Consider the following 657-nt stretch of genomic DNA (forward strand, 5'->3'; position numbering starts at 1 on the left):
TACTATATCTCTCGTATCAAGTCGAATACACGTATGTATCAAAAAAATCCTAACCCTGATTATTTTCAAGATGGAAGAATTAAGAAAGGTACAGAGTATATACAGATAGATATGGAAACGTTAATGAACTCTCTTCAACCAGGACAAACATGTGAAATAGCTGATGCTTATGTAGGAATGATTGATAAAGTGCCAGCCCGTGTAATTGTTCATCGATTAACAAAACAACAGCAACAAAAACGATTACAAGATCAAGCTGTAAGAGAAAAAAAGAAAGGAATGAAGTATTCTCCTCGTAGTAAACGACTCAGTGGTATTAATGTATATATGACAAACACCTCTACAGATATTGTCCCGATGGGACAGGTACATGACTGGTATTCTTTGCGTTGGCAAATCGAAATTTTATTTAAAACGTGGAAGTCATTCTTTCAAATCCATCATTGTAAAAAGATAAAACCAGAACGATTGGAGTGCCATTTATATGGTCAATTGATTGCCATTCTACTCTGTTCTTCTATCATGTTTCAAATGCGCCAATTGCTCCTCATGAAGAAAAAACGAGAGCTTAGTGAGTATAAAGCCATATATATGATTAAAGACTATTTTCTTCTTCTATTCCAAACTATACAAAAAAACACCCAAGAGCTATCAAAG

At 34.2% G+C, this 657-nt stretch carries 1 pseudogene; it reads left to right on the forward strand.

Annotation, left to right across the window (positions count from 1 at the left end):
- Nucleotides 1-657, forward strand: a pseudogene (locus COE49_RS26905) (IS4-like element ISBce7 family transposase); the annotation flags it as partial.

The organism is Bacillus sp. AFS029637, from assembly GCF_002584985.1.
Lineage (GTDB): Bacteria > Bacillota > Bacilli > Bacillales > Bacillaceae_G > Bacillus_A.